Consider the following 24,275-nt stretch of genomic DNA (forward strand, 5'->3'; position numbering starts at 1 on the left):
TCGGCGTCTAATCAGTTACGTGCAGGCGAAAGCGAGAGGCGATATGCGCTGCGCAGATTGCGGTTTCGAAAATGCCGCCGGAGCCCATTTCTGCGAGCAATGCGGAATGCGGCTCGCGCGGCTCTGCTCACGGTGCGGCCAGGCGCTGAGCGCGAGCGCGCGCTTTTGCAATGCATGCGGCGCACCCGCTAGCGGTGCGCCCTCTGGCGATGCGCCCTCTGCCGGTGCCCCCTCTGGCGGCGCGCCCTTTGCCGGCGCGCCCTCTGGTGATGCCGCTCATGCACCGCCCGCCGCCCCCATTCAATACACACCGCCCCATCTGGCCCAGCGCATTCTCGCCGAGCAGGCCGCGATCGAAGCGCAGCAAGGCACGGCGGTCGAACGCAAGACGATCACCGCCCTCTTTGCCGACATGGCCGGATCGACCGCGCTGATCCACGAACGGGACCCCGAAGATGCCCATCGTCTGATCGCGCCGGTCATCGCGCTCATGATGGAGGCCGTCCATCATTACGAGGGGTTCGTCGCGAAGTCGCTGGGCGACGGCATTCTCGCCCTCTTCGGCGCGCCAATCGCACACGAGGATCATCCGCAGCGAGCCCTGTATGCGGCGCTGCGCATGCAAGAGACGATGCGCCGGCATGCCGACCGCATTCGTCTGCAGGAGGGCATTCCTCTGCAGATTCGCGTGGGCATCCACACCGGCGAGGTGGTGGTGCGCTCGGTCCGCAAGGACGACCTGCGCACCGATTACGATCCGGTCGGTCACACGATTCACATCGCCTCGCGCATGCAGACGATTGCCGCGCTCTCCTCCGTCCTCGTCAGCGAATCGACCTACCGGCTCACCACAGGGTATTTCGAGTTCAAGGCGCTGGGCGCCACCCAGATCAAGGGCATTCAGGAGCCGCTGGAAGTCTTTGAGCTGGCCGGTCTTGGCGCATTGCGCACACGCCTGCAAGTGGCGGCACATCGCGGGCTGGCCCGGTTCGTGGGCCGGGAAGCGGAACTGGAGCGGTTGCACGGCGCGCTCGCTCAGACGACGGCGGGGCACGGGCAAATCGTTGGCGTGGTGGGCGAAGCGGGAGTCGGGAAGTCGCGTCTGTTCCATGAGTTCAAGGAGCGCTCGCAGCGCGGCTGCCTGATACTCGAGACATACTCGGTCTCGCATGGCAAGGCGTTTCCGTATTTGCCCCTCATCGAGCTCTTGAGGAACTACTTCCAGATCACTGCTCAGGACGACGAACGGCGCAGCCGCGAGAAAGTCACCGGACGCGTTTTGACGCTCGAGCGTGGTCTCGAAGATCTGCTGCCTTATGTGCTGTATCTGCTGGGCGCCGGTGAGCCGGATTCGCCGGTCGCGACCATGGACGCCCGCATCCGGCGCGACCGGACCTTCGAGGCGATCAAGCGGCTGATCGAGCGGGAGAGCCAGAACCAGCCGGTTCAACTGCTGTTCGAGGATTTGCAATGGCTGGACAGCGAGACCGAGGCATTCCTGGCATTCCTTATCGAGCATGTGGCCAGCAAGCGGATCGTCCTGCTGCTGAACTTTCGGCCCGACTACCGCCCGGGCTGGAGCGACAAGGACAACTACTGCGAGATGCGGCTCGACGCACTCGGGCCGGCCGAAGCGCAAAGCCTGCTCAGCGCGCTGCTGGGCGATGACCCTGACCTCATGCCGTTGAAGGAGCGCATCCTCGAAAAGACCGAGGGCAACCCCTTCTTCATGGAGGAAGTGGTCCAGACGCTCGTCGAGGAAGGCGCGCTGCTTGGCGCGCCCGGCCATTGCCGCATTGCGAAGACGCCCGCCGAGTTGCACATTCCCACCACGGTGCATGGTGTGCTGGCCTCCCGCATGGACCGGCTGCCCGCTGCCGAGAAGACGTTGCTGCAACATCTCGCGATTGTCGGCAAGGAGTTTCCCTGGAGTTTGATCCTCCAGGTGGTCGAGCAAACGGAAGACGAGTTGCGCCACCTGCTCTCGCGCCTGCAAGTGGCGGAATTTATCTACGAGCGGCCGGCCTTCCCGGAAATCGAATACACCTTCAAGCATGCACTGACGCAGGAGGTTGCCGCCAACTCGCTGCTCTCCGAGCAACGCAGTCTGTTGCACGAGCGCACGGCGCAGGCCATCGAAGCGCTCTATGCCGGCCGGCTCAACGAGTATTGCAGCGAACTGGCGCACCACTACAGTCTCAGCAGCAATGCGCAGAAAGCCGTGGAATACCTGCACCGCGCAGGCCAGCAGGCCGTCGAGCGCTCGGCCGGGCTCGATGCGATGCGGCACTTCCAGACAGCGCTCGCGCTGCTCGAACGCTTGCCCGACACGCCCGGCCGCGCGCGCCAGGAACTGGCGCTGCGGCTCTCTATCGGTCCCGCACTGATGGCGGCCCGGGGTTACGCCGCGCCGGAAGTCGAAGCCACATATACGCGCGCGATGGCGCTATGCGAACAGATTGGCGATTGCTCGCAGCTCTTTCCCGCACGATTCGGCCTGCGCACTTACTATTCGTTGCGCGCCGATTACGCCACGGCACAGGAGCTGGGTGAACGGTTGTTGCGGGTCGCGTGCAATGCGCACGATCCGGATTTGCTGGTCGAAGCGCATAGTGCGTTGGGATCGAGCTCGTTCTTCCAGGGCGATTTCGTCACCGCACTCGAGCACCAGGAAAAGATGCGCGCGCTTTACGTGCAGGAGCGGCATCAGGCGCACGCCTATGTCTATGGCATGGATCCCGGCGTGCGCACGTTGAGCATTGCTTCGTGGACCCAATGGTATCTGGGCTTTCCCGATCAGGCCAGCGAGCGAAGCCGGCAGGCCCTCACGCTCGCGCGCAAGATCTCCCAGCCGTTCGGTCTCGCGTTCGCGCTGGTCTCCGCGGCCATGCTGCATCTGTTCCGGCAAGAGCCCAGACTGGCGCAGGAATTCACCGAAGCGGCAATCACGCTATCGGACGAACAGGGATTTCCGTACTACCTGGCCTGGGCGACGATCCTGCGCGGCTCGTCGCTCGCCGAGCAGGGCAACCCGGACGACGGCATCGAACAGATGAAGCAAGGGCTCGCGGCGTACCTGGCGACCGGTGCGAAGCTTTCGCACTCCTATTATCTGGGTCTGCTTGCCACGGCCTGCGGGCGCAATGGGCACGTGCGCGAGGGACTCGATGCGCTGGCCGACGCGCTGGCCATCGTCGAGAAAACAGGCGAGCATTTCCACGAAGCGGAACTGTATCGGATCAAGGGAGAACTCCTCCTTGAGCGAGCGGGCGATCGAACCTGCGATGACCAGGACCCGCAACAGGCCGAAGCCTGCTTTCAGAAAGCCCTCGCAATCGCGGCCGGCCAACGCGCGACGTCGCTGCAGTTGCGTGCCGCGCTGAGCCTGGCACGGCTGTGGCGCACCCAGGGCAAGACGGGCGAAGCCGGCCAGATGCTGAGCCGCGTGTACGAGGCCTTCTCCGAAGGCGCGGATACGGCGGACTTGCGGCAAGCGAAGGCGTTGCTGGGCGACATGGCGGCAGTGAGAAGCACCTGATGCAAGCCGGCCTCGGCCAATGAGCACCGGGCGCGGGTTGGCAAGCCGCCGCGCAATTGAACGGTCCGCGCGGCCAGCGCCGCGCGCGATGGGCGGGCAGATCGCGACGCCCTTCAGCGACGCTGCTCCATGCGATAGCGGCCCGGACTGATGCCGGTTGCGCGCTTGAACGCAATGCTGAAGGCCGTGTCCGACAGGTACCCAATGCGTACGGCAATCGACATCAGCGATTCTTCGGAGTCCTTAAGCGCCGTCATTGCAATCGCCATCCGCCATCGATGGAGGTAAGCGAGCGGCGCACTGCCCACCATGGAGCGGAACCGCGACGCGAATGCCGTGCGCGACATCCCGACGCCTGAGGCCAGCGACTCAATCGTCCAGCGCTGGTCAGGCGAGCCGTGCATCATCGAGAGCGCCGAGCCGACCCTGGCGTCCGATAACGCCTTGAGCCAGCCCCCCGCATGCTCGCCGCCGGCCATGTAGGCGCGCAACGCCTGCACGAGGACCAGCGTCGCGAGACTCGTCTTCACCACGTCCGAGCCCGGCGCCGGATCGCCGGTTTCCAGCTTCAGCAGCGCAAGCACATGGGAAAGCGCATGTGCCGCCACATCGGCGGCGCGCAAATGAATGAGCGGTGGCAAGTTCCCCAGCAGCGTGCTCGTCACGTCGTTTTCGAAAATGAAGCGCCCGCTCGCGAGACTGACGGGCGCGACTCTCCCGGGCCCACGAAATCGCACGACGCCGTCCGCGCCGCGAATCGACCGGTAAGTTGCAGGGCCATCGCGCGGCGCACGCCCCGGCACGCTCGCCGAGCAGAACGGTTGTCCGTTCGTCAGCAGATAGACGTCCCCTTCTTCGATCGGGCGGTAGTCCGCCTCTTGCGCCATCCGCAGATAAAGCCGCCCGCGCAGCACGGTGCCGAACTTCATGTGCTGATACGCGGGAAACCGGAAGGCCCATGCCCCCTCGCCCTCGAAGCGGGACGAGAGGCCGCTGCGCACCTTCAGCAAGGAGAGGACTTCGGATAAGGCATCCATAAATGTACGATCGATAAGAAATTCCGGCCAATTGATTATAGGAAGTTCCAGTTCCGTGCGCGAAGATCATACCGCTGCCGCTGCATCCGCGCACGCGGCCGATTTTCATCAAACGGAAGCCAGCCATGTCGACGCCCACAGGTCTTGCTAGCAGGAATTTCGTTCTACCCGATCACTTTCGCCAATGGGTCGTGAAAGGCAGTCTCGCCAGCGGCGCCTTGCACGAGCAGAACTTCGCGCAGCGCGTCGTGCCCATGCCGCAGCTGGAAGATGGCGAAGCGCTCGTGCGCGTCATGCTGATCAATGTTCACGCAGCAACGCGCATGCGGATCGCGCGCGGACTCATTGCGCAAGGCGCCACCGACCCGAATAACTACGCGTGCGCGCGCGTCGTGCGCTCGCGAGACCCGGCGTTCGCCGTCGGCGATGTCATCGCGTGCCAGGCGGGCTGGCAGGAATACCAGATCGTGCGCAGCCGCGATCTGCCAGTGGGATTCAGCGAGCCCGACGAACTGGTGAAAGCGCTGAACGGCACGCGCTCCCCCTGGACCTATGTATTCCGCCCGGCGCTAGCGCGCATGTGGCCACCGCAAGTGCTCATGGAGATCTTCGGCACCTCGGGCATGACGGCGTGGTTCGGCATGCGCCAGTACGGCCCGTTGATGCCGCGCGACACGGTAGCCGTAGCGGCTGCAACGGGCGCCGTCGGGTCGATCGTTGCCCAGCTCGCGAAGGCCGCTGGATGCCGGGTGGTCGGCTTCGCGGGCGGCCCCGAACGCTGTCGATGGGTGCTGGAGCATCTGGGTATCGACGCGTGCCTCGACTACACCGCCAATGACTTCGACGCCGCATTGCTGAGCGCCTTTCCCGAAGGGATCGACGTGTTCTCGGATGGCGTGGGCGGCACCTTGACCGAGCGCGTGGTGCCGCGCATGAACCGCCATGCGCGTCTCTTTTCATATGGATCCGCTGCTGCTTCGTACGCCGAAGAAGTCGGCAACACGCCAGCTCACAAGCCGACGTTGCGCGAAGTGTTCGGCATCAACGCCACCGTGGAAGGCATGCTGCGCGAGCGTCACGTCCATTCCGGCGCGTGGACGGTCGACAGTTTCTATCACGATCGGCTCCGTGCGGAAGACGAACTTTCGCGCTTGATGCGCATGGGTCTGATTCGCTCGCACAGCCGCGCGGTGCGGGGATTCGAGCGGCTGCCCGAGGCGATCGCCGATCAGTACCGCCAGCGCGGAACCGGAAAACTGCAGATTGCATTCGAATGAGGTGCGCACCATGAAAGCCTGGCAACTCAGCCGCCTCGGCGGCGTGCTGAAACTCGTAGACCTGCCAACGCCCGAGGCGCGGCCAGGCAGCGTCGTCGTCAGGATGCAGACGTCGGCTGTGATGTCGTATATGCGCCAGTACGTCGCCGGCGAACTGCCCGTCTATCACGCCCCGGATCGGCCATTCATCCCCGGCGGCAACGGCGTTGGAATCGTGCACTCGGTCGGCAAGGACGTGTGGCACTTGAAGCCCGGCCAGCGTGTCGTGATTTCATCGCATTTCGTGTCCGGCGAGAACGTTAGCAATCCTGCACAGATGCTGATCGGCGTGACCGCCTCGGGCGCAGCCGGTCACGCGATGCAATCCGACTGGCCGGACGGCACGCTGGCCGAATATGCGTTGCTGCCGGCCTCGACATTGACCCCAGCCGATGCAGCCGCGAATTTCGATGCCACACAACTCGCACTTTTCGCGCGCTTCGTCGTGCCTTTCGGTGGCCTGTTGCGCGGGCGGCTTGCGGCGGGCGAAACGGTCGCCGTATCCGGCGCGACGGGCGCATACGGCAGCGCGGCTGCATTGCTGGCCGTGGCGCTCGGAGCGAGCCGGGTCGTCGCGATCGGGCGCAACGCGAAGGCGCTGCAGGCGCTTGCCGGATACGGCGGCGGCCGGATCGTGCCGGTCGCGGTCACGGGCGAAGCCGCACGCGACGTGGAGGCGATTCGCGACGCAGCACGGGGACCCGTCGACCTCGCCTTCGATATGGTCGGCAACGCGCGAGACCCGAACATGACACTTGCGGCGCTGCGCAGCCTCGCGCGCGAAGGACGGCTCGTGCTGATGGGAAGCATGGCGGTGGATCTACCGCTTCCGTACACCGAGGTCATGCTCAACGGCTGGGAAATCATGGGCCAGTTCATGTATCCGCGCGATGCCTTCAGGCGCTTGCTTGCGCTGGCTGGCACCGGTGCGCTGGAATCTGGCGCACTGCGCCCGGTCATCTTCGGCATGACCGGGCTTCAAGCCGCCATCGAACGTGCGGCCAGCGCCTCGGGACTCGAATGCGTGGTGATCGATCACGAGGGGTGAGGTCCGTGCACCCCGGGCAGGCACGGCCACTGCAATGCCGATGCCGGTCGCCACCAGCGCTTCGCCGATCGGGCCGGTCACCACGGACAACATGTATCAGCGGTCACAAGGTGTTACACGTGTAAAGATGTGCGAAACGCAATCCCGAAATTCGTGCACTACACTTCGATCGTCCTGTCGGATAACGGCTCCCCGCCACTGGCGTAGCCCGGTTTCTCTACTCCCTCACTTTGGTCGGACGCAAGTCGATGATTCGGACCCTCGTCACCCTCTCCCTGATTAGCGGCCTGTGTGGTTGCATCGTCGCACCGCCCTATGGCTACGCGCCCGCGCCGGGCTACTACGCCGGCTATGCACCTGGCTATTACGCGGCACCATCGGTCAGCATCGGTATCGGCGGCGTCTTCCGCGTGCATTGACCGCCTGTGATCGAGGCGCCAGCGGCGCCCGCTCGAATTGCGGGTCGTCGCTCGCGCGTCATGAGCCTTGGACGCGGCGCTGCACCGTCGTTTAGAAAGAGTGCGTCATGCCGATGCGCGCCACCACCTGGTGCGAATTCGACGACGGGCTTGCAGCGCCGGGAATGAACGCCGTATCGAGCGGCGTGCCCGTACTGCCTCCGCTCAGCTTCTGGTACACCAGTTGGGCATAGATGCCCGTGCGCGTGGACAACAGGTATTCGCCCATTAACCCGAACTGATTCCAGTGCAGCGCGCTTTCGGCGCCATCGCGCTTCAGATGCGCCATCGTGTACGTGTACATGCCGCCAACGGAAAGATCGGGGCGAATGTCGTACTTCACGTTGAATTCCACGTTGTCGAAACGCAGGCCCGCGTTGCCCAGCCCCAGATCGCCGAGATAGACCGACGACGTCGGCTGCTTTATGTTCACATGCGTGTAAACGGCGCCCAACGTTGCGGGTCCGGCTCCGTAGCTCGCACCGATTCCGTAGATCTTCTGGTTGGCCGCAGCGAAGCTCAGATCGTCCAACGCCACGGCACCTGCCGACGTCGCGCCTGCATTCGAGAGGTCTTCATAAACGGCGCCGATCGAAAACGTCGCATAGCTGTACTTGAGGCCGGCACTGTACATGCGATTGCCCGCGAATGCGCCCGCCTGATTGCTGAATCCGTACATCCCCGTGGCCGAAAAGCCGCCGTATGCATTGCTCGCATATTTGATCGCATTGTTCGCATGAAACGTGGCATCGGTATTGTCGTTATCGAGCGGATGCGAGAACAGGTAGCCACCCCAGTTGCCGTTCGCCGTCATCAGGCCGATGACATCGGTAACGGAATCGAACTGGCGTCCGAACGTGATCGTCCCGAACGTATCGGACTGCAACCCGACATACGACTGATAACCGAACAGACGCCCACTGTAATAAGCGCTACCGTTGTCCAGCATGAAGCCGCTTTCGAGGTCGAAGATCGCGTGCAGCCCGCCACCGAGATCTTCGCTGCCCTTCAGTCCCCATCGGCTCGTCGCCAGATCGACACTCGACGTCTGCCACGCCGTGTGGCCGCCCGCATTGTTCGTGAAATTGAGACCTTCGTCCAGCACGCCGAACAGCGTGACACTGCTTTGCGCATGAGCGGCGGCGGACGCGAACAGCAGTCCCGCTGCCAGAGCCATCTTGGCATTCATGTCGTTTCTCTCCAGGGTTTGAATTAACGCAGGCGGATCAGGGTGGATTTGAGTTCGGTGTACTTATCGAGTGCGTGCAACGACTTGTCCCGGCCATTGCCCGACTGTCGATAGCCGCCGAACGGAAAGTTCATGTCACCGCCTTCGTCGTAGCAGTTGACCCAGACCGTGCCGGCCCGCAGCTTGCGCGCAACCTCATGCGCCGTGCTCAGGTCCGCTGTCCAGACAGCGGCGGCGAGCCCGTAGTCGCTCGCATTCGCCACGTGAATGGCTTCGTCGAGCGTGTCGAATGTGATGACGGACAGCACCGGCCCGAAGATTTCCTCGCGAGCGACCCGGGCAGCGCCGTTGCTCGTGTCGAAGATCGTCGGCTCGATATAGAAGCCGCCGTCGACCGCGTGCGCGCGCGATCCGCCGAGCAGCAGCGTGGCCTCGCGCCGCCCCGCTTCGATATAGCCGAGTACGCGATCGAGCTGGGCCTGATCGATGATTGCGCCCATCGCGGACGCGGGATCGAGCGGATTGCCCGGCGCATAGCAATGCGCCGCGTCGATCAGCCGGTTCAGAAACGCATCCTTGATGTCGCGGTGCACGAGCAGCCGCGAGCCCGCCGTGCACATCTGCCCCATGTTGTAGAAAATCGCGTCCGCTGCCGTCTTCGCCGCGCGATCCAGATCGGGGCAATCGGGCAATACGATGTTCGGGGACTTGCCGCCTAGCTCGAGCCACACGCGCTTGAGGTTCGACGCACCGGCGTATTGCATGATCAGCTTGCCCACCTGCGTCGAGCCCGTGAACGCAATGCAGTCCACGTCGCGATGCAACGCGAGCGCCTTGCCCGCTTCGCCGCCGCCAGGCAGCACATTGAATACGCCGGGAGGAATACCCGCTTCGAGCGCCAGTTGCGCGACGCGGATCGCCGTCAACGGCGACTTCTCCGAAGGCTTCAGCACGACGCTGTTGCCGGCAGCAAGCGCTGGCGCGAATTTCCACGCCGCCATCAGCAGCGGGAAATTCCACGGCACCACGGCGGCGACGACGCCAATGGGCTCGCGCGTGACGAGACCGACCACGTGATGATCGGCCGGCGCGACTTCGCCGCCGAACTTGTCGATGGCCTCGGCAAACCATTCGATGCAATACGCCGCACCGGGCACGTCGACGGTCGTCGTGTCGGCAATCGGCTTGCCGGCGTCGAGGGTTTCGAGCAGTGCCAGTTCGTCCTCGTGTTCGCGAATGAGCGCCGCCCAGCGCAGCAAGATCGCCTTGCGTTCGCGCGGATTCAAACCCGCCCATACGTTGGCGGCGAAGGCACGGCGCGCGGCCGACACCGCGTCGTCCACATCGGCTTCGTTGCATGCCTCGACCCGGGCGAGCACGGTGGCGTCGATGGGGCTCACGCAGTCGAACGTTTCATTGCTGCGCGCATGCCGATACATTCCGTCGATAAACGCACGCCCTTCTATTTCCAGCGTCGCGCGCCGCGACTGCCAGTACTTCAAGTCCTTGATTTGCGTTTCCATGCAAAGAACCATTCCATTGTCGATTCGGTTGTCAGTCGCAGAAGCACGCGCAGTTCCATCGCTCTCACGCTGTCGCGAGCCGCGCGCCCACATCGCACGCGCCGCGCATCGATGCCGCGTCTTTCGCGCGCCGCCGCTCGCGGCATGCCGCGCCGAACGCGCGAAAGATCGCGGTCGATAGCGTGTTGCTCGCGTGTTGCCATTCGGGATGCCACTGCACGCCCAGCGCGAAGGCGCGCGCCGACTCGACGCTGAAGGCTTCAATCAGGCCATCGGGTGCAACGGCTTCGACCGTCAGTTCGCTGCCCAGGTGCGCAATGCCTTGGCCATGCAGCGAATTGACGAGGGCTTCCGTCATGCCGCTGCATGCATGCAGTACGCCCCCTTTCTCGATGCGCACGCAATGCGCGGGGCCATACTGTGTTTCGATCGGATCGGCCTTGTTTTCGCGATGATCGAGCAAGCCAGGGACCGCGTGGACTGCCTGATGCAGCGTGCCGCCGAAGGCGACATTCATTTCCTGGAAGCCACGGCAGATGGCGAGCACGGGCACGCCGCGCGCGACTGCCTCCCGCATCAAGGGGAGTGCCGTAGCGTCGCGATGCGGGTCATGTAAGGTATCTGGAGCGCTTGCCGCGCCACCAAAGCGATGTGGTTCGATGTTCGAATAGCTGCCCGTGAAGAGCAAGCCATCGATGGATGCAAGAATCGATTCCATGGATTGCCGCTCGCCGAGCGCGGGAAGGATGACAGCTAGAGCATCCGCACCGTCAACAATCGGATCGATGTACTTTTCGCTTGCCGCGTGTGACCAGTGCAAACCGATCTTTGTGCGGTCGGCTATTATTCCGATAATTGTATTGATTTGCATGGCTAATTTAATGGGTGGTTTTTAATTGCTCTGATGAATCTGGAAGTTGCATTTGGTGTGGATTTTTTTGTTAGTTGGCCTTTCCTTGATTTCATGTAGGTATATTTGTGTTGCCCCTGTGCGGGGCGGCACCTACTTTTCTTTGCAGCCGCAAAGAAAAGTAGGCAAAAGAAAGCGGCTCAAACCGCCAGTGTGACGCAGTTCACCACTGCCCTATTGATCGGAGCGGCTCCGGGGCATCCGTCATCTCGCACATTCCGCCTTGGTGACAAGGGGCTCATTCTTCCCGCCACGCGCTACGCGCGGGCGGAAGGGGCTGCAAGGAAAACCGGGCGTGCTGCCCGGCGAATGCGCGAGGGTACTGTCGAACGAATACACTGGAGTCCTACCAAAATATGTGTGTCCCACCGGATTTGGTTATGCCCCACGGCGCGCGCAGCGCCGCCGGATGGATGAGCCCTTTGTCACTCCGTATGACGGCGAGTGGTGACAGATGCCCCGGAGCCGCTCCGATATAAGTCGAGTGGTGGACGGCGTCACACTAGCGGTTTGAGCGGCTTTCTTTTGCCTACTTTTCTTTGCCGCTGCAAAGAAAAGTAGGTGCCGCCCCGCACAGGGGTAACCCTAATATACCTACATGAAAACAAGGAAAGGCCAACCCAACCCAACCCACCAAAAAAACCAAACCTAACTCCAACCTAGAACTCACATATCAATCGTAATATCAGATGTCAACGCACGCGACACACAAACCATCATCACATCACCGCGTTGCCGCTCACCCTCTGTCAACAGCATGTCACGATGATCCGGCACGCCATCAAGCACGCGCGTCTCACACATCCCACAAACACCTTGCTCACACGACGATGGCACATCGTGCCCAGCATTTCGCAGCGCCTGCAAGACCGAGCAATCGTGCGGCACCTCGACCGTTGCGCCGCTGCGAGCAAGAATCACCCGCAGCGCTCCACCAGAACCCACCGCAACGCCAGGCGCAGCACAAAATCGCTCGATATGCAGACGCTCACTCAACCCCGCCAACGCAAAGCGTTCCGTGAGCGCATCGAGCAATACGGCAGGACCGCAGCTATACACCTGCGCGCCTTCGGCCGCTCTCACAACAATGCGCTCGAGATCGAGCAACCCGGTCTCATCGGCGGGCAGGATCTCGACATGCTCGCGCCCCAGTTGCTCGAGCTCGCGCACGAACGCCATCGAAGCCCGCGAGCGGCCGCCATACAGCAGATGCCATCTGGCATTCGCGCGCTGCGCGGTGCGGATCATCGGCAGGATCGGCGTAATGCCAATGCCGCCCGCGACGAACAAAAAGGAATCCGCAGGCTGCAATTCGAATGCGTTGCGCGGCCCACGAATCTGCACCTGTTGGCCGAGACGCAGGCCGTGCACTTCACGCGATCCGCCGCGTCCGTTCGCTTCGAGCAGCACAGCGATGCGCATGGGCCGCCACTCGCCGCCTTCGCCCGGCGCACCGGGGTCGCCGCACAGCGAATACTGACGCGTCAGACCCGAGGGCAACACGAGGTCGATGTGCGAACCGGCCGTCCACGCGGGCAACGCCGAACGGTCGGACGACTGCAACTCCAGCGAAACAACACCCTCCGCTTCGATGCGCATGCCGGTAATCTGCACATCGAACGCCGTGTTGCGCGCGTTCATACCGTCTCCGCCTTCACTTGCGACGTGACCGCCGGCACGGGTTGCTTCGCGCGCTCCATGAACTCGCGGAACGCACGGCGATAGTTCAGCGTGAACAGATCGGCAGGCACCGAATGCTCGACGTACGTTCCATCCCAGTCGATTTCGCGCGGCTGGATACCCGCCGCCACGGGCATGTCTTCCAGATACACCATCTCCTCGATACGCAAGCACTCCTGCAGATCCGCGCCGCGAAAGCTGCGCTCGTTCGCCACGCCCCAGAAGATGCGCACCTGGTCGTATGCGACGGGCGACGGGAAGCCGGCCACGATGCGCTTGCCGAGCTTCTCGTAGTCGTAGGTGATCGACGCCATGCCCGGCGCGATGCAGTGATAGAACATCATGCAGTCGCCGTCGTTTGCCCAGTCGCCATCGCCCGCGTCGAGCCTGCGCTCCATCCAGATGTCCAGCCCCTCGCGCCTCACCTTCAGCGGCTCGACCACGTGCTTCGAGGGCCCCATCGACACTTCATGCACGAACGGGAAATGCGCCACGTCACGGAAATTCTCGATCGCGACGGCGACGCCCGTCGGCGATTCGAGCGGCGCCGCCGCCAGCCAGTCGAGTTCGAGCTCGCGCCACTGCGCCGGGTCGTAAAGGTCCGTGACGGGTTCTTCGAGCACGGTCCACACGTGCGCGAAGCGTTCGATCGTGCGATAAGTGCGGATCGCGGCCTGCGGCGGAATCTTGCATTGATCCTCGAGCGACGGAACATGCGTGCACTTGCCGTTCTCCGCCGAGAACTGCCAGCCGTGGTACGGACAGGCGATGTTTTCGCCATGCACCTTGCCGAGCGCGAAGTCCGCGCCGCGATGCGGACAGCGCGCATCCTGCACGACGGCCTTGCCCGATTCGGTGCGATACACGACGAGGCGTTGCCCCAGCAGCGTCGCGCTTTGTGGCGTGGTCAGATCGGCGCAGCGGGCGACGGGAAACCATTGGCGGCGCATTGCCAGTTCGGCTTGCGAGCGCAGCGGAAATTGTGCGGACATAGAAACCTCTGATGCCAAATAGTGTATTCAGATACCGACGACGAGCGCGCCGCCGTTCACGGGAATCGCCTGGCCGGCGATGAACGCAGCCTCGTCGGAGGCGAGAAACGCCACGGTGCTGGCGATCTCTTCCGGATGCGCGAGACGGCCGAGCGGGATCGCCTTCTGCTCGCCTGCGATGTATTCGTCCGGGACCATGCGCGTGAGAATCGCGCCGGGCGTGACGGCGTTCACGAGAATGCCTTCGCCAACGAACTCCCTGGCCATCGTCTTCATCAAGCCGAGTTGCGCGGCCTTCGCGACCATGTAGCCATACGAATGGCCGTCGGGCACCTGCCCCCACTGCGAGTTGATGAAGATGACGCGCGGCGCGCCGCTCTTGCGCAGCCACGGCAGCGCGGCCCGGGTGAGGTGGAGCGGCGCGTGCACGTTGATCGACAGCAGCTGGTCGAAATTGGCGTCGTCGGTGTTCTCGAGGCCGGTGAGCGAGTACATCAACCCCGCGTTATGCACCAGAATGTCTAGGCTTCCGAAGCATTCCGCTGCTTCGTAGATCACGCGCTCTGCGAGATCGCGGCGCGTGATGTCGGCGCTCAGCGCAGTTGCGCGACCGCCGGTCTGCTCGATTTCGGCGGCCGTTTCACGGGCCACGTCGGCGTCGATATCGACGATCGCCACGGCTGCGCCGCGCAGCGCGAGCAGCCGTGCATGCGCGCGGCCCGCGCCGCGGCCGCCGCCAGTGACAAGCGCAACACGCCCGGTGAGACGCCCGGCATCGGGCGACAGCGTGAGCACGGTTTCGGGTGCCTGGCGCGACGGCGCACGCCTGATTGCCTGATTCATATCCATGACTCCTGTCGGCCAAGACTCAGGCCGCGACCTTGTGCGGCTCGGTCACGTACAGCATGTTGCCGTCCGGATCGAACATCGGGCGGTAGCGATAATGCGTGCCGTTCGGGTGCTGCCATTCGATCGGTGCTTCGGTGACCCATTGGACCTTGCCGTCGAGTACGCGCATCGCTTCGTCGAGGCTCTCGACTTCAAAGGCGAAGGAATCGAAGCCTGGCTTGTCCTTCAGGTTCACGGCCGTGCGGCGCTCGACGGGCGTCGCGTCTTCCGTGCGGAAGAGATAGAGCGTCACGTTGCCCATTTCGATGGCGGCCCAATGCTCTTCGGGCTGATACGGCAGAAAGAAGCCAAGGCCGAGCGTGCCGTGATAGAAGTCGACGAGACGCTGCACGTTGGGCGTGAGGATGTCCATGTTATCGATGCGCTTGAGTTTGAGCATGGCGAACTCCTTGTTGTCGGTGTGAATGAAAATCAGGCTGCTGCAAGCAGTTGCACGTGATGGCACGGGCCGCCGCGCAACGCGCGAAGCGTGCCGCGCGCCACGTCGATGACGATCGTGGCGAGCGTGGCGTACTGGCCGCTCTCCGGAAGTGCGGGATCGGGGTGGCAGCACAGCGCGCCGGTCGTGCCGAGGTGGTTGTTCATCGCGCCAATCACCTGCAATGCCGAAAGCTTCGCGCGGCCCGCGAGCCTGCGCGTGAGCAGGTCGTGGCGGACCAGCGTGTCGGGGTACTGGCGCGGCTCGGTATCGCCCGCCGCTGCTGGTGAGGAAAGAAAGTGGTTGGTGTGCACGAGCAATCCGCTGGCGTCGGGAAACACGAATCCGGGCCCGCCGGGATGCAGTTCGACCGATATCGCCGTGCTGCTGTTGTCCGCTGCCGCGATCACCGTCAACGACGACGACGCGGACACCTCGACCGAAGCCAGCAACTGCAACGCTTCGTTCACGTCGCCACAGGTATCGAGCATCCAGCGCGAGGCCACGTGCACGGGCACACCGATGCTCGCGCCATCGCGCTCGTGATGCAGGATGTTGAAATGCACGCCGATACCGCGATCGTTCACGCCCGCCTTGCCGACGATGCCGAACTCCGTCACCGTGGTCGTGAGGCGCCCGTCGGCATGGGGAATTTCCCATGTCAGCCATTGATCGGCGAATTCGGCGTACCAGTCCCACGTTTGCACGGCGACCGCGTGCGCGCTGTGCGCATCGACCTGCACGACCGTCGAGCATTCGCCGCGCAACGGCGCATGCAAGGCAGCGAGAATCTCGGTGCGCGCGTTGATCGCGCCAAGCAGGCGCACGTCGATATTCGCGCCCTCGGCCATGCCCTCGATCTCGGCGTGCAAGGGCGCAGCGAAGCGCGCGATGGACTCGAGCGCCTGCGCACCCATCGCATGGATGTCGAACGGGCCTTGCGCGACGCGCTCGAACAGCGCGCGATAGCGTTCGACGCCCGCATGAATGCGATGCGCGTGCGCCTCGCCGAACTCGCGTCCGCGTGCGGCGGGCTCAGTCTGTGTCGAACGAAACACGAAGGTCATGCCGCCACCCGTTCGAGTTGAGGTGTCACGTGACACGCGACTTCGTCGAGACGCGCGAACCAGACGTCGCCATCGGCCACGAGCCTCTCGACGAAGCGTTCGAGCTGATCGAAGCGCGCGCCTCGTCCGATCACTTCGGGATGCATCGTGAAGGTCGTGTGGCGTCCGTCACGGCGCGCGGATTCATATTCGGCCAGCCACGTCTCGACCAGCGTGCGCGGCGCCGTGAAGTTGCCGCCGTTGTCGATCGTCCAGCCAAACATCGGATAGTCGTCGAGCGACCAGTGCACGGGCAGCTCCAGAATCGAGCGGCCGTTCCAGCACTCGCGGTACGGGCGGTCGTCGCCCATGCAACTGGAGTCGTACATGAAGCCGTTGTCGAGCACGAGATCGAATGTTTCAGGCGTCAGCTCCCACGACGACGAGCGGTAGCCCGCGGGCTTCGGCGCGCCGGCCTTCTGCAATGCCGCGAGACCCTGGCGCATTTCGTCGGCTTGCGCTTGCGCCGACACCCGGTCGCTGCGCAGATGCATATGTCCGTGGTGACCGATCTCGTGCCCCTCCTTGAGCAGCAGCTCGACGAGGTGCGGGTGCTGCTCGGCCGTGTAGCCCGGCACGAAGAACGTCGCGTGAATGCGGTGACGGCGCAGCAGTTCGACGATGCGCGGCACGCCGCGCACCACGCCGAAGCGCCCTTCGGAGAGACTCGTCAGGCGGCGCGCATAGGCCGGGCTCTCGCCGAGATAACCGGCCTCGGCATCGACGTCGAAGGTCAGCGACACCGCCGTCGATTTGGAGTTGGGCCACTTCAGCGTGGCCGCGTGGGGAGTAGTCATGGTGGTCGACTCGCTGGTTGCGGGTTGAATCGCGGGTTGAATCGAAAAAACGGCGAAAAGCGGCCCCCCCTCAGTGGGCCGGCTCTCGCCGGGCGCACTGCTGGTCATTGCACAGTTGGGGGAAGAAGCCGGGGCTAGGTGATCACGGTCAGCTTCGCGGATATCCACACGACGGCCACCGCGGCAGCCAGCGCGAGGTACGGCAGCATGCCGGCGCGTGGGCGCGGCAGTTCGATGTCACGCCGCATCGACTCGGGAAAGCGGCCCTTGTCCTGAATGTAGTGACGGTAGAAGAACACGGGGACGATCAGCAGCATCGCGACAAGCCCGTTGCGCAGCGTGTTTTCGCCCTGGAAGTTCGCGCCCGCGCCCACGAATGCGAGATCGACGAAGCCGCACAGCGCACCCAGTCCCAGCAGCCAGTTGCGGCAGCGATACGGACGCGGCCAGTCCGCGCGGTCGAGCCGGTGAATCCAGCCCGACTGCAAATTCAGGAATACGAAGATCATGTAGCAGACGTTCGACAGCGCGAGCACGGTCATGTAGTCGGACATCAGCAGCAGGATCAGGTTGAAGCCGAGATCGGTCCACATCGCGCGAGTCGGTGCGCCGTGCTCGTTCACGTGCGACAGGTACTTCGGCAGCCAGCCATCCACCGACGCCTGGTACAGCGTGCGCGAGGAGCCCATCATCGAGGTCATCACCAGCAGCAGGATCGAGAGCACCATCATCACGACGATCACGTTGACCACGACCGCGCCGCCGTTGACGAAGCTCGCCATCACCGCGCCCACACCGGAGCCGTCCACCACGCTCGGCTCGAGCATGCCTTTCAGTCCGAGCTCGCCCTGGAACGCAATGGGCACCGCGATGAACATGAACAGGCACAGCAGGCCCGACGCGAAAATCGCCTTGAACGTGTCTTTCTGCGGATTGCGGAATTCACGCGTGTAGCAGACCGCCGTTTCGAACGCGAAGGTCGACCAGCAGGCGAGGAACATCGCGCCCATGGCGGTACTGACGCCCGCTGCGTTCCAGTGCCCCATCACCGCCGCGCCGGACGCGTCGTGCGTGAGCGGCAGCATCGGCAGGAAATGCGTGGACGGCATGTCGCCCGTGATCAGCGGCACCAGCGAGACAACCAGCAGCGGCGCCAGCGACGCGATGCCGAGAATGCGCTGCGTCTTTGCCGCCGCCGATGCGCCCGCGTGCTGGAGCTTGAAGGCGATCAGCAGGAACGCGAGCGCAAGCAGGAAAGTCGCGTTGATGCGCAGCGTCAGGCCCCGGGTGATGAAGCCGAGATCGACCAGCGTGATGTGCCAGGTATTGATCGCGGCGTTCGCCGGGAACAGGCAGCTCAGCATGTAGCCGGCGGCGAGGCTCGTGCCGAGCGCGAGCATGGGCGACCACGCGATCCAGTTGCACCACACCGAGACGGGTGCGACGAACTTGCTGTAGCGCACCCAGCCGAGTGCGCCGTACACGGATGCGCCGCCCGACTTGTGCGGATACAGCCCGGAAATCTCGGCGTAGGTGAAGCACTGCGCGAAGCCGATCAGGATCGCCACGATCCAGATGAGCCACGCGGGCTGGCCAATCGTCGCCGCCACGCCGCCGATGGTGAACAGCACGCCAACGGGGACGCCGCTCGTCACCCAGAATGCGTCCTTCCACGTCAGATTGCGGTGCAGTTCATGTCGCATGGGCGCTTCATCTTGAGCCGCTGGTTCGCGCACGCCGGCCTGTGCCGGCAAGACGTCTTCTTGCACGCTCATCATCGTTCTCCCTGCCGCAGCGTGGGCGCTGCACGATGGGGCTCGCCTGTGCGAGCCAATGATTGATCGGGTTGATCGAAAACGGCAAGGCTCGAGGCTCGCGGCGCTGCCGCAGCGTCCTGCCACCGGCGTGCCGCTACAGCGGCCACCTTCGCGGTGGCGTCTGGAAAAGCTGTTCGCATGGATGTCACTCTCATCTCGGGGTTGAACGACGGCGAGCTCGCGATGAGTGAATCCTAAGGCCGAAAATTGCGCATGTGTATACTTTTTAACCCTTAGTACTGCGCGTTGCGTATTTGTAAGACTTATATTGTTCGCTTTGCGCAACTCTGGGCGAGCTGCACCGTGGCTGGGCGGCACGGCGAGGCACGCGGCGCCCCTGCGCGCAGGGGGCGTGCGTCAATGCCCGCGGGAGTTCGGCGGGCTAGAGCGAAAGAAAGGGGAGATGGAGGACGCGGTGCGTTGGAAACGCATCGCACCAGACTGGCACCTGAAGACTACGCATTGCGCGGAATCTGACCGTCTGTTTTGCGCAACGCATCGGACACGCCCGATGCGTGCGACGACGGTGCTGGAGTCGAAAAAGCGGGCCGGGCCTCACTCCTCCGGTTCAACTGGCGGAATCGTGAAGCGGATCTTGTGCACCTTGACCTCGTGCATGGTCCGCACCGTGCGCACGCCAGGCAAGGCGCGAATGCGCTGCTGCAAGGCGAACAGACCTTCGTCGTCGCGGCACAGCACCTGCACGCACAGATCGGCGCCGCCGAGCAGCGTCGACAGGTAACTGACTTCGGACCAGCGCCCAAGATTGTCGACGGCGCGGTCGTGGTCCTGGGGATCGACTTCGACGAATAGCAGCGCGAGCTTCGCATGGCCGAGCTTCGACGGATTCGTGAACGCGAGAATCTGCAGGATGCCCAGTTCCTGAAGACGCTTGACGCGCGTGCGCACGGTCGCTTCCGGCACGTCCACGTTGCGGGCGATTTCGCGGAAGGCCCGCCGCCCGTCTTCCTGCAATTCACGGACGATCTGGAAGTCGAGAGGATCGAGTGTCGATGTCTGCATAGTGAGAAGTTGTCGCTCGGGATGGAGAGTGGGCGCACGCAAAGACGCCATGCGCCGCTTGCTTCAAACGCAGAAGGCTATCAGAAACCTCGCGCAATGCAGCAACGCGGCGTAGAGCCGCGGCAAGCTTCCGCGTGCCCGGCGCGCCCCTTCGCGAATTATTTTGCGCAATTATCAAGACATTTTTTTGCGCGTTGAAATTTCAAATAAGACATAGTAGATTGAATGCGCAACCCCGAGAAACGCGTTGCGCCATCCGTGCGCACCCGGTCGTCGGTCGGCAATGCGCAACAGCATAGCTGCGATGCTGCGCATTGCGTGCAGCACCCCAAGCGGCGCCCGGCGCCGGCCTCCAACCGCGAGTCCACCATGAACACGGCAACCCTTGCGTTTTTCGACACCCCCGGCCGTGCCACGCCAGTGCGGGACGCGCGCCTCCAGGCGGCCCGGCTCAATCCGCTGTCGAACGTGATCCTCGCATTCTGGGCAATCTGGCATTGCCGTCACGCGCGCCCTCCGTTGCGCCCTCAGCAGCGCCGTCCGGTGCGCCATCTGTCACGCGGCCCGCAGTGCCGTCCTTTGCGGGCACCCGCCTGAGCTGAGGGACGGCACAGGCCATCCGCACCGGCCGCACGCGCAGCTTCGTCATTCATCCATCGATCCCGGCCATCCGCATCGCGCGGAGGACCACGCATGCGCTCACGCGCAAAGAACACTGCCATGTCTACGACATTCGCCCACGAACAGGAAGCCCTCACGTTTCTCGAGCAGCATCCCGACATAGATTTGTTCGAACTCTTTATCGTCGACGCCGCGGGCGTGCCGCGCGGCAAGCTGCTGCATCGCGAAGAACTGCTCGCCGTGTACCGCAGCGGCCGTCCGCTGCCGAGCGCGATCATGAATCTGACGATCAACGGCGACGATACCGAAGACAGCGGTCTCGTCTGGGATGTCGGCGATATCGATTGCCGCGCGTATCCGTTGCCCGGCAGCCTCGTGCGGCTCCCATGGCGCAAGATGCCCACCGCCGCCGTTCAGGTGCAGATGCATCCCGAAGAGGGCCTGCCCGCGGGCGTCGCCGATCCGCGCCAGTTGCTTGCGCGCATCGTCGAGCGCCTCGAAGCCGACGGTCTGTATCCGGTGATGGCGTGCGAGCTCGAGTTCTATCTGCTCGATGCCCGGCCCGACGCGCAAGGCCGTCCGCAGCCTGCGCGCGATACCGACGGCGGACGCCCGCGCGCGACCCAGGTCTACGGCTTGCGCGAGCTCGAGCAGATCGAGCCGTTCCTGAAGGACCTCTACGATGCCTGCCGCGAACAGCGCATACCCGTGCGCACCGCGATCTCCGAGTATGCGCCAGGCCAGGTCGAAATCACGCTCGAGCACGGCCCCGCGCTCGAAGCGATGGACCATGCCGTGCGCTACAAGCGCATCGTCAAGGGCGTGGCCAACGCGCACGGCATGAGCGCGTGCTTCATGGCGAAGCCGTTTGCGGAGATTGCCGGATCGGGCATGCACATGCATGTGAGCCTCGCGAACCAGGCGGGCGAGAACCTGTTCGCGTCCGAAGACAAGGCGGGCACGCCGATGCTGCGGCACGCGGTTGGCGGCATGCTGCATGGCCTGCTCGATTCGATGCTGATGTTCTGTCCGAACGCGAACTCGTACCGCCGTTTTCAGGCCAACAGCTATGCGCCGTTCACGCCGACCTGGGGCGTCGACAACCGCACGGTGAGCCTGCGCGTGCCCGGCGGTCCCGCGCCGAGCCGGCACGTCGAGCATCGCGTGTGCGGCGCGGATGCGAATCCCTATCTGGCCGCCGCGGCGATTCTCGCGGCTTCGCATTATGGTGTGCGCGAAAAGCTCGACCCGGGCGCGCCGGTCGAAGGCAACGGCTACGCGCAAGCCGACACGCTGCTGCCGACCGACTGGCTGAGCGCGCTCGACGCGCTCGAAAAGTCGACATGGGCAAGAGACGTGTTCGGCGCGGCGTTCCTGAAGGTGTTTCTCGCGATCAAGCGCGCCGAGTACCGGCAGTTCATGGGTGAAGTCGGTGAACAGGACTGGCGCTGGTATCTGCATCAGGCCTGATCGTCATCGACACTCAACGGAGCCCCTCATGAACGCCGCACTTCCCCTTCTGGCTGCCGCCCCGGAACGCAGCCCCTCCTACTACACCGCGACGATCGATCGCGAGACCGACTATCCAGCGCTCGAAGGCGAACATCATGTCGATGTCGCCATCATCGGCGGCGGGTTCACCGGTGTCGCGAGCGCCATCGAGCTGGCCGAGCGTGGACTGAAAGTCGCGATCGTCGAGGCCAACAAGATCGGCTGGGGCGCGAGCGGCCGCAACGGCGGCCAGATCACGGGCAGCCTGTCCGGCGACCACGCGATGCGCAAGCAGATGCGCGCGACCCTCGGCAGCGATGTCGACGACTTCATCTGGTGGCTGCGCTGGCGCGGGCACGAGATCATCGAGTCGCGCGTCAAGCGCTATGGCATCGCCTGCGATCTGAGGCACGGTCATCTGCATGCGGCGATGAAGCCGTCGCATCTGCGCGAGCTCGAAGCAAGCCACGAAGAAGCGCAGCGGCGCGGCATGGGAGCCTGGGTCGAGCTGCTCGATCGCGACGGCGTGAAGGCGCACCTCGACACTGATCTCTACCTCGGGGCGCTGAAGAATACGCGCAACATGCATGTGCATCCGCTCAATCTTTGCATCGGCGAAGCGCGCGCGGCCGAGCGTCTCGGCGCGCTGATCTTCGAGCATTCGGAGGTGCTCGACATCGTGCATGGCGCGAAGCCGGCCGTCGTGACCTCGCACGGCCGGATCAACGCGCAGCAGATCTTGCTCGCGGGCGATGTGCATCACAAGCTCGAACCGGGGCAACTCAAGGGCAAGATCTTTCCCGCGATGGGCGGCATCGTCGCGACCGAGCCGCTCGGCGAGCTCGCGCGGCAGATCAATCCGCACGACCTTGCGGTGTACGACTGCCGCTTCGTGCTCGACTACTATCGGATGACGGCCGACGGCCGCCTGCTCTTCGGCGGCGGCGCGAACTATTCCGGGCAGACGTCGCGCGATGTCGCGCAAGAACTGCTGCCGTATATCGAGCGCACGTTTGCACGCCTGAAAGGCGTGCGAATCGATTATCAGTGGACCTGTGCAATGGGCATCGTCGTCAACCGCATTCCGCAGCTCGGCAAGCTCTCGCCCAACGTGTGGTATTGCCAGGGCTACTCCGGGCACGGCGTGGCGACCAGCCACATCATGGGCGAGATCATGGCGCAAGCCATCACAGGTACGCTCGGGCGTTTCGATACATTTGCAGCTTGCCGCCACATCCGTGTTCCCATGGGCGATGTCATCGGCAATCCGCTGCTGGCCGCGGGCATGTGGTACTACCAGATGCTCGAGCGGCTTCGCTAGCCATCGACCAGCCGCAATGGTCTGCGGAATTCGCCGCGATGCCGCGAAAAACCCGCCAGATGGGGCTCCGGCGCGTTGTCGGTCATCCCGCGATGACGCGTCGATTGTTTACGTGGACGCAACGCAGAATTCGTTCTATTGGCATTGTTCTTCGATAGATAGCACCTAAAATTCTCTCCACTGTGTTACGGCGAGCGATGCTTTGCAGCGGCGCCGGACTGCTTTCATGAGAGGGTGCGATGAAGGAAATTCTCGAAGGGGCCGCGGTCATCGCCGCGATGAGCCTGTATCTGATTCCGTCAATCGAAGCCGACGCGCGCGGGCATCACGATGCTTTTGCGATCACGTTGGTTAATGTGCTGCTGGGCTGGACGGTCGTCGGATGGTTCGCGGCGCGCGCGTGGGCGCACAGCCGGCGCGAGGAACGGCTGCTTCGCGCGCCGAAGAGAATTCAGCGTGCGGCTGGCCGTGTTACCAGCCAGAAAATCGTGCAGCACGCGCAATGGCGCGCCGCGATGGAAGCTCGATCAATGGTAGGACAGCGCGATGTGAAGCGCTGCTATTCATGATCGCGGGCGAGGCGACAGTGTCGCCGCTTCGGGCGCTCGTTTCGGTTGGGGCGCTCTGCGCGATGTTGGTGGGGTGTGCGTCCGCTACCGATGTCACCAAGGCGGATCAGCATGGCACGCTTATGGTGTCGGCTAGTGCCACCGGCGGGCGGCTTGCGTGGGCGCGTGCCCGCAGGACCGCATTGGCTAAAGCTAATGAGCATTGTGAAAGCCTTGGGATGCAGACTAGTCTCGCGGCGGAACAAATGCAGGGATTTCAGGCATTCGAGCAGCAAGCTTCTGTTATCAGGTTTGAGTGTCAGCCGAAGCTTTGATGGGTGGATGGCGATTTAGTTGTGTAGTTTGCAGGACGAAGTAGTTTTTTTGCCAATGTGTGCCGGGCGTGAAGGTTATGTAGGCGCGCTTTGGGATAGGGTTTTGGTGCGGGTTGTAGTGCTTTGGCCTTTCCTTGGTTTCATGTCGGTATATTGGTGTTGCCCCTGTGCGGGGCGGCACCTACTTTTCTTTGCAGC

General features: G+C 63.7%; 20 protein-coding genes. 8 read left to right on the forward strand and 12 right to left on the reverse strand.

Features of this window, described 5'->3' with window-relative positions; genetic code table 11:
- Positions 1 to 43: 43 nt before the first annotated feature.
- Positions 44 to 3,538: an adenylate/guanylate cyclase domain-containing protein gene (locus tag EYW47_RS02270; protein WP_133193252.1), complete on the forward strand. Its 3,495-nt coding sequence runs from the start codon at positions 44 to 46 to the stop codon at positions 3,536 to 3,538.
- A 113-nt stretch (positions 3,539 to 3,651) separates the two neighbouring features.
- On the opposite strand, the gene EYW47_RS02275 is transcribed toward EYW47_RS02270, so the two are convergent.
- Positions 3,652 to 4,575: an AraC family transcriptional regulator gene (locus tag EYW47_RS02275; protein WP_133193253.1), complete on the reverse strand. Its 924-nt coding sequence runs from the start codon at positions 4,573 to 4,575 to the stop codon at positions 3,652 to 3,654.
- Positions 4,576 to 4,700: 125 nt separating this feature from the next.
- On the opposite strand from EYW47_RS02275, the gene EYW47_RS02280 reads away from it, so the two are divergent.
- From EYW47_RS02280 to EYW47_RS40725, 3 genes are all read left to right on the forward strand, one after another.
- Complete coding sequence (locus EYW47_RS02280; RefSeq protein ID WP_133193254.1) at positions 4,701 to 5,852, forward strand: zinc-binding dehydrogenase; 1,152 nt, start codon at positions 4,701 to 4,703, stop codon at positions 5,850 to 5,852.
- Positions 5,853 to 5,862: 10 nt separating this feature from the next.
- A complete protein-coding gene (locus tag EYW47_RS02285; protein ID WP_133193255.1) occupies positions 5,863 to 6,939 on the forward strand; it encodes a quinone oxidoreductase family protein in 1,077 nt (358 codons plus the stop codon).
- 248 nt (positions 6,940 to 7,187) lie between these two features.
- On the forward strand, positions 7,188 to 7,358 hold the full coding sequence (locus tag EYW47_RS40725) for a hypothetical protein (protein ID WP_165976474.1): 171 nt from the start codon (positions 7,188 to 7,190) through the stop codon (positions 7,356 to 7,358).
- A 91-nt stretch (positions 7,359 to 7,449) separates the two neighbouring features.
- Here the strand turns inward: EYW47_RS40725 and EYW47_RS02295 are convergent, their stop codons facing one another.
- The 11 genes from EYW47_RS02295 to EYW47_RS02340 form a co-directional block, all read right to left on the reverse strand.
- The gene (locus tag EYW47_RS02295; protein WP_133193256.1) at positions 7,450 to 8,586 is read right to left on the reverse strand and encodes a porin; all 1,137 of its coding nucleotides are present in this window, start codon (positions 8,584 to 8,586) and stop codon (positions 7,450 to 7,452) included.
- A 23-nt stretch (positions 8,587 to 8,609) separates the two neighbouring features.
- A complete protein-coding gene (locus tag EYW47_RS02300) occupies positions 8,610 to 10,109 on the reverse strand; it encodes an aldehyde dehydrogenase (RefSeq protein WP_133193257.1) in 1,500 nt (499 codons plus the stop codon).
- A gap of 64 nt (positions 10,110 to 10,173) precedes the next feature.
- The gene (locus EYW47_RS02305; protein ID WP_133193258.1) at positions 10,174 to 10,980 is read right to left on the reverse strand and encodes a gamma-glutamyl-gamma-aminobutyrate hydrolase family protein; all 807 of its coding nucleotides are present in this window, start codon (positions 10,978 to 10,980) and stop codon (positions 10,174 to 10,176) included.
- A 705-nt stretch (positions 10,981 to 11,685) separates the two neighbouring features.
- Positions 11,686 to 12,429 carry a PDR/VanB family oxidoreductase gene (locus EYW47_RS02310; RefSeq protein WP_240763501.1) on the reverse strand — a complete coding sequence of 248 codons (744 nt, stop codon included), beginning with the start codon at positions 12,427 to 12,429 and terminating at the stop codon, positions 11,686 to 11,688.
- A gap of 227 nt (positions 12,430 to 12,656) precedes the next feature.
- Entirely contained in the window at positions 12,657 to 13,691 is a 1,035-nt protein-coding gene (locus EYW47_RS02315; RefSeq protein ID WP_240763502.1) for a Rieske 2Fe-2S domain-containing protein, read from the reverse strand.
- Positions 13,692 to 13,718: 27 nt separating this feature from the next.
- Positions 13,719 to 14,534 carry an SDR family NAD(P)-dependent oxidoreductase gene (locus tag EYW47_RS02320; RefSeq protein WP_133193259.1) on the reverse strand — a complete coding sequence of 272 codons (816 nt, stop codon included), beginning with the start codon at positions 14,532 to 14,534 and terminating at the stop codon, positions 13,719 to 13,721.
- A 25-nt stretch (positions 14,535 to 14,559) separates the two neighbouring features.
- Entirely contained in the window at positions 14,560 to 14,979 is a 420-nt protein-coding gene (locus tag EYW47_RS41285) for a VOC family protein (protein WP_205710003.1), read from the reverse strand.
- A gap of 32 nt (positions 14,980 to 15,011) precedes the next feature.
- A complete protein-coding gene (locus EYW47_RS02325) occupies positions 15,012 to 16,085 on the reverse strand; it encodes a C45 family autoproteolytic acyltransferase/hydrolase (RefSeq protein WP_205710004.1) in 1,074 nt (357 codons plus the stop codon).
- Complete coding sequence (locus tag EYW47_RS02330) at positions 16,082 to 16,921, reverse strand: polysaccharide deacetylase family protein (RefSeq protein WP_133193260.1); 840 nt, start codon at positions 16,919 to 16,921, stop codon at positions 16,082 to 16,084. The genes EYW47_RS02325 and EYW47_RS02330 overlap by 4 nt, the downstream gene beginning before the upstream one ends.
- A 134-nt stretch (positions 16,922 to 17,055) precedes the next feature.
- Entirely contained in the window at positions 17,056 to 18,696 is a 1,641-nt protein-coding gene (locus tag EYW47_RS02335; RefSeq protein WP_133193261.1) for a trimethylamine N-oxide permease, read from the reverse strand.
- A gap of 597 nt (positions 18,697 to 19,293) precedes the next feature.
- The gene (locus EYW47_RS02340; protein WP_133193262.1) at positions 19,294 to 19,761 is read right to left on the reverse strand and encodes an Lrp/AsnC family transcriptional regulator; all 468 of its coding nucleotides are present in this window, start codon (positions 19,759 to 19,761) and stop codon (positions 19,294 to 19,296) included.
- Positions 19,762 to 20,130: 369 nt separating this feature from the next.
- On the opposite strand from EYW47_RS02340, the gene EYW47_RS02345 reads away from it, so the two are divergent.
- The 4 genes from EYW47_RS02345 to EYW47_RS02360 all read left to right on the forward strand — a co-directional run bounded on the left by EYW47_RS02345 (position 20,131) and on the right by EYW47_RS02360 (position 23,763).
- Positions 20,131 to 20,358: a hypothetical protein gene (locus tag EYW47_RS02345; RefSeq protein WP_133193263.1), complete on the forward strand. Its 228-nt coding sequence runs from the start codon at positions 20,131 to 20,133 to the stop codon at positions 20,356 to 20,358.
- 123 nt (positions 20,359 to 20,481) lie between these two features.
- A complete protein-coding gene (locus tag EYW47_RS02350) occupies positions 20,482 to 21,852 on the forward strand; it encodes a glutamine synthetase family protein (RefSeq protein ID WP_133193264.1) in 1,371 nt (456 codons plus the stop codon).
- Between the two features lie 28 nt (positions 21,853 to 21,880).
- Entirely contained in the window at positions 21,881 to 23,194 is a 1,314-nt protein-coding gene (locus tag EYW47_RS02355; protein ID WP_133193265.1) for an NAD(P)/FAD-dependent oxidoreductase, read from the forward strand.
- A 239-nt stretch (positions 23,195 to 23,433) separates the two neighbouring features.
- Positions 23,434 to 23,763 carry a superinfection immunity protein gene (locus tag EYW47_RS02360; RefSeq protein ID WP_133193266.1) on the forward strand — a complete coding sequence of 110 codons (330 nt, stop codon included), beginning with the start codon at positions 23,434 to 23,436 and terminating at the stop codon, positions 23,761 to 23,763.
- Positions 23,764 to 24,275: the final 512 nt, after the last annotated feature.

Origin of the sequence: Paraburkholderia silviterrae, from assembly GCF_004353915.1 — a bacterium.
GTDB lineage: Bacteria > Pseudomonadota > Gammaproteobacteria > Burkholderiales > Burkholderiaceae > Paraburkholderia > Paraburkholderia silviterrae.